Below are 5252 nucleotides of genomic sequence, written 5' to 3' on the forward strand. Positions count from 1 at the left end.
TTCCAACAGTTGAAATAATTGCGAAAAGGATTGCAACGCAAAAAGGAGTAAATTTTTTCATGATTGTTGATTTTTAGTTATTTGCAGTAAAGTTGAAACAATCATTTTAAAACCGGATTTAATAAACGTTAAAAATTAATATAGAATATGTTAACTGATTCAAACATTGTTTCATTTTCCTGAAAATATGTTAATCCCAAATTAATTCTACTGTCGGATTAACAATGAACTGTCATTTTCTTAATCTTCTTTGTGTTTCCTTCGTGCTTTTGTGCCTTCGTGGCGAAAAAAAGAAATTGCCACCAAGACACCAAGACTCCAAGATTCACGAAGTTTATTATTTTTCCTCCGGTACCCAAATCTCCACGCGCGTGCCGGTGGAGCCGTTTTCGGTGAGGTCGGTGATTTGCAGCCTGTATTTTTCACCCTGCTTTTCCTGCAAAATTTCCAGCCGTTCCTGCATCAGTTTGGAGCCTTTGCCGTTTTTGCCGGTGGCCAGTTTTTGTGCCGCCGCCCGGCCAATGCCGTTGTCTTCGATGCGAATCAAAATCGAAGATGAATGCGCTAAGCGGTTTTGATCCGCTAAGCGCGTTTGTTCTCTCGAAACTTCAATCTTTAAGAACCGGCTCCCTTCTTTATGCTGCAAGCCGTGAATCACGGCATTTTCGGCAAAGGGCTGTAGCAGCATAGGCGGCACCGGTGTGTTGTGGGGGTCGATCCCTTCGTTTACTGTTATCTGAAAATTGAAATCGAACCGCAGTTTTTCCAGGTTGAGGTACTGTTGCACCATCTCCAGCTCTTCGGTCAGCGACACTTCTTCTTTTTCGGAATTTTGCAGCACTTTGCGGATGAGCCCGGCAAAATCGGCCAGATACAAATGGGCCTCGCGGCCCTTATTTTGCTGCACCAGGTTTTGTACCGAGTTGAGGCAGTTAAACAAAAAATGGGGGTTCATCTGCGACCGGATGGCTGTGAGCTCCAGCTCGCGCAAACGCCGCTGCTGCTCTTCCTTCCTGAACCGCTTCCGAACCCGCCATTTCCAAATTAATACACCTATAAAAAATGCAACGAGGACAACTCCAAGCGCTGCTATTATCATTATCAATTGAGATCTATTGAGTTCTTTTTTTTTAACCATCAGGCTGTGTTTAGCAAGATTCAAGGCATCAATGGGATTTTCGCCAAAACCAATACGTTTCCCGGCTTTATCGTAAGCGATAAAATGATAGCGGTCTTTTTTGAAAATGTCGCGTAAGCTTTGGTTGTGATTCAACAGGAAAAGCTGGTGTGCAACCGGTTCAGCCCGCTCAACATAATTCTGCCAGTCCTCAAAATTGCTGCCTTCCATCACCAGCACAAAATTGATTTCGGGATTTTCTTTGGCCAGATCATCCCAAAAATAGCGTTCCCGTTCCCAAATTTCTGTGATGTAAAATACGGTGGGTTTCTCCCCGAAAAAGTCTGAAAAATAAACATGTTCTCCTTCCGGATTTAAAAATTTCGTTTCAGGTACATAATCTTCGTTTTGCCATTTCAGGTGGTTTTCCATCAGCTTTTCAATAGCGCCGGCAAATTCCCGGTTATTCACCAGGCGCAGCATTAAATCGAAGTAGCTGGTAATTTCATCCTGGATAATACGTTGATCTTTTGAGGAATAATCGAGTGTATTCATCTTCTCATACAAAAGAGTTTCGGCAAGTTGGCTGTAAAGCGCGTGGCCGGTCAAAACGGTTTTAGTAAGCTCCACTTTTTGTGGCAAGTCACCGAAATAGCGCCACCCTGACTGAACCGGAGCATTGAATTGACCGGGATTAATGAAATTGCCAGTTCGGTTCATTTTCAAAAAATAGTAATCCATTAAATCACCCGCCAGTTGGCGGGAATGAATACCGTAATCGTTGTAATTCCGGTGCATGTAAAAATTATTTACCCGGTTTTCCAGTTCTTCAAAATCTACCTCCTCATATTCCGGGAAATAGGGCCGCCCCAATGGCAAATTCATTCGTTCCTGCATGGTTAAATAATGAATGGCACGGGTTAAAAGAAAAGCCCTCAACTCAGTTGTAACAAAATCATAAACCGGAGCCGGCAACTGGTTTTTATACTTTTTGAAAAAGGATTCACTATTTGTAAGAGCTGAATAAAACCCGGAATATTTTATTTTTCTGCTATCCAGTTGTAGGAAGTTGAAATTGAAATTTTGATAAAACAAACCAAACTCTTTCCAAAAGTCGTAAATCAGTTGGGAAGCCTGGTGGTTATCTCCCGAGAATTTAACCTTCCACGGAAATGTTTCTCCTTTGGCTTCGAAATGAATCTCGTTCCCCGGCTCCGCATAAAACGCCAGCAAAGGAATATCTTCCACCCGGTTTGCCTGTCCGAATTGCACATAAACCAGTCCGGCATTTTTCACCTCCGCTTCCAGACTAAACGCATTGTTTTCATCCAGAAGAACGGTTTCCTGATAAAGTTCTTTCCCGAACGGTTCGCGCAAATAACCAACAATTACCTTCTTCTGTTTGGTATTTTCAACCTTTCCGGAAATCATAATTCGGTTTTCAGGAATGTTTTTAACTGATTTCAAACGAGTTTTATTCTCAGTGTAAATAAGTCGATGTGGTTCGCCATAAGCCCACAATCCGTATTTGGTTGAATCGATTTGAGTTGTTGTGTTTTCAATCAAATACTTTTTTTCTGCTTGATATGAAAAATGCCGGCTGTGCAACCCGGGTTCAATTTTCTGTTTTGTCAGATGATAAGTGAAGAGTGAATCTGTAACCGTTCTGTTTTCTTTGAATGCAGGAGGTTCAATTCCCTCAGCTTCGAATTCCGGTTCTGAAACCATTAATATCGATTGCAGATGATATGTAATTTGAGGAATTCCTTCGGTGTTAAACTCGGAAGTGTGACGTTCAACTGCTTTATCATCAAATCCTTTTCGCCGGAGCAGACTGCGTATTTCCTCCAAAATCTCTGTCCGGTTGTGCAGTTTCAGTTCCATGGTTTTTTGGTCGAATTCATACTGATAAAAATCTATCCACGGCAACAACTCTTCCCAAAAACTATCATATCGGTTTTCGTAAAATGCATCTTTAAAGTCAGGGAAACGGTAATCTTTAAACCGGGGAGGATTTAATTCCGGATTTTCGGCCTTGTTCTCAATAACGGAAACCAACAAATACTCTTTGTTTTCGGGTTGCAGGTTCACGCACCTTATTCTCAGACTTTTCGTTTTAATATAGTCGTCGAAACGCTGTTGATTTTCAGGCAAAACATATTTTGTTTCTGTAAATTCATAAACATACTCATGCCCTTCTTTCAGCTTCAGTCTGATAACCTGCTCCTGCGAAAAGGAACTCAAAACCGAACAAGCAAAAATAAGTGTAAAAAATCCCGAAATCGTTTTCATTGGTGTTGATTTTGTTTTATCCGAAATTTACAGTTTAAAACAAATTAAAAAAGACGCATTTATTGAACGGCACAATTCATTTACTGACCTGTTCCAGTAAAACCTTTTTCAGTTCATCATTATTAAAATGAGGTAGATGCGCGTTTGCAACCCGCCCGTTTTTATCAACCAGTGCATAATGCGGAATACCGTAAATATTAAATTTGGCAGCCAAATGGTTCCATTCATCTGAGGTTAATTTATAATGTTCGCCCATGATGTCGGGTTTCGCTTTGGCATAGTCTTTTTCCGGCGAGGTTGGGTTGGTGATATAAACAAATACAATATTTTCATTTTTCAGTTCTTCCTTTAATGGTTTTATCTGTTCAATTCCCGCTTTGCACGGCCCGCACCAGGTTGCCCAGAAATCGACATAAACTACCTTCCCTTTGTAGTTTTTAATGATGTTGTGAAAAATTTTATCACCCTCGGTTTTCAGCATGGTTTCGACGCCCGCACTAAGCACTTCGGTTTCCGCCTTCTTTTTATAATATTCCGAAATCACGTATTCCTTTAATTCCGGATGACTAATCTTGCTTTTTATGGCATTGAATTCATTTACGTCCGGCTTTTCAGCATTTTTTAACTGCGCCAGATAATTTTGTGCCAGTGGATATTCCAATCCCAGGCCGCTGCTGATGCCAAAAATTTCATTTGCATTTTTTGCCAGGTTTGCGGCGTAATAGTCATCCATATATTGTTGGATCGTTTCGTTGTGTTTTTTCCTGAATTCGTTCCAGGGAACCATGTACATCCGGGAAAAATTTCTTGCTTCATTATCATTGGAATTTTCCACGAAATTCAACCTGATAAACTCAAACATTTCGGTTTCTTCAGCAGAAAGAGACAGGCCGTTTTTTACCAGATTATCTTTTGCTTCCAATATTTTATGATAATACGCCAAATTTCCAAGCTCAAAATCGGTTGACTTGATTGCATTTATCAATTGACCATATCGGTTGCATAACAAAGCTGTTTCATGATTAACAGGTGTGTTTTTAATCAATTCTTTCAGTTCGGCTGTATTCACTTTTTCTTCTGTAAACGCAATTTGTTCTTCCTGTTTTAAATTCCTGTTCATATAATAAATCCCCATTCTTCTGTTCTGGTTAAAACGCAATAATGCATCGGCAAACTGAAATTTGAGATTCATTTCGCCAACAGCCCGGGCTTTTTCAGAAAGATTTTGTAAAGCTGCGAGTTCAATGTCTGCTTTTTCTTTTTTGGATTGAATAAAACCGGCATATTCACTAAAACTCATTTTTGCAACAGCTTCATAAAATTCCGGGGAAAATGTTTCCAGTGCCGGAAGTTTTTCCCAGTCGTAATTCAACACAGCGCTTTCGCCCATAAAAAGAGAGCGTTGCCCGGGAATTCCTGAATTTGCAAGATGAAACAGGTTTTTACCAGGCTCTAAAAACAGATAGACAGTAAGTTTTGGCAAACCCACCTGAACGATTTGAGGAAGGTCGAGAGGAAAAGTAACGGAAAAAAATCCATCATCCCGAATAGTGATGACATGTTTCTCCGTTTCGCGGGAAATCGCGTTCATTACGCTAACTATGCCAGTGTTTGTTCCCACGCGTTTTGTAAAATTCCTGAAATAGCCACTGTACGTTACCTCGCCGGGATTGATGACCGGAGTTGAAAACTTTTCAGTATCCCTGATTTTTATTCCTGCAAACTCAGCAGTAAAAGGTTTTAATGTTTCAGGATTTTCACCAACCTGACAGCTATTTTTGCCTGTTTTTGCAAAGAGGATTTTTTCCTTATCGTTTGCTTTCAGAGTGATTTTCCAGAGTTG

Annotated in this window: 2 protein-coding genes; both read right to left on the reverse strand. The window is 40.4% G+C overall.

All coding sequences use genetic code 11. The features are described 5' to 3' along the window. Nucleotides 1-337: 337 nt before the first annotated feature. A complete protein-coding gene (locus tag ACESMA_RS21295) occupies nucleotides 338-3409 on the reverse strand; it encodes a sensor histidine kinase (RefSeq protein ID WP_372950902.1) in 3072 nt (1023 codons plus the stop codon). Nucleotides 3410-3485: 76 nt separating this feature from the next. Next, on the reverse strand, nucleotides 3486-5252 hold a 1767-nt coding region (locus tag ACESMA_RS21300; protein WP_372950903.1), incomplete at its 5' end, for a TlpA family protein disulfide reductase.

The organism is Mariniphaga sp. (assembly GCF_041687215.1).
Classification (GTDB): domain Bacteria; phylum Bacteroidota; class Bacteroidia; order Bacteroidales; family Prolixibacteraceae; genus Mariniphaga.

Excerpts from the sequence above, each read along its gene's own strand:
- ACESMA_RS21295 (WP_372950902.1), bottom strand. The coding sequence starts at position 3,409 with ATGAAAACGATTTCGGGATTTTTTACACTTATTTTTGCTTGTTCGGTT.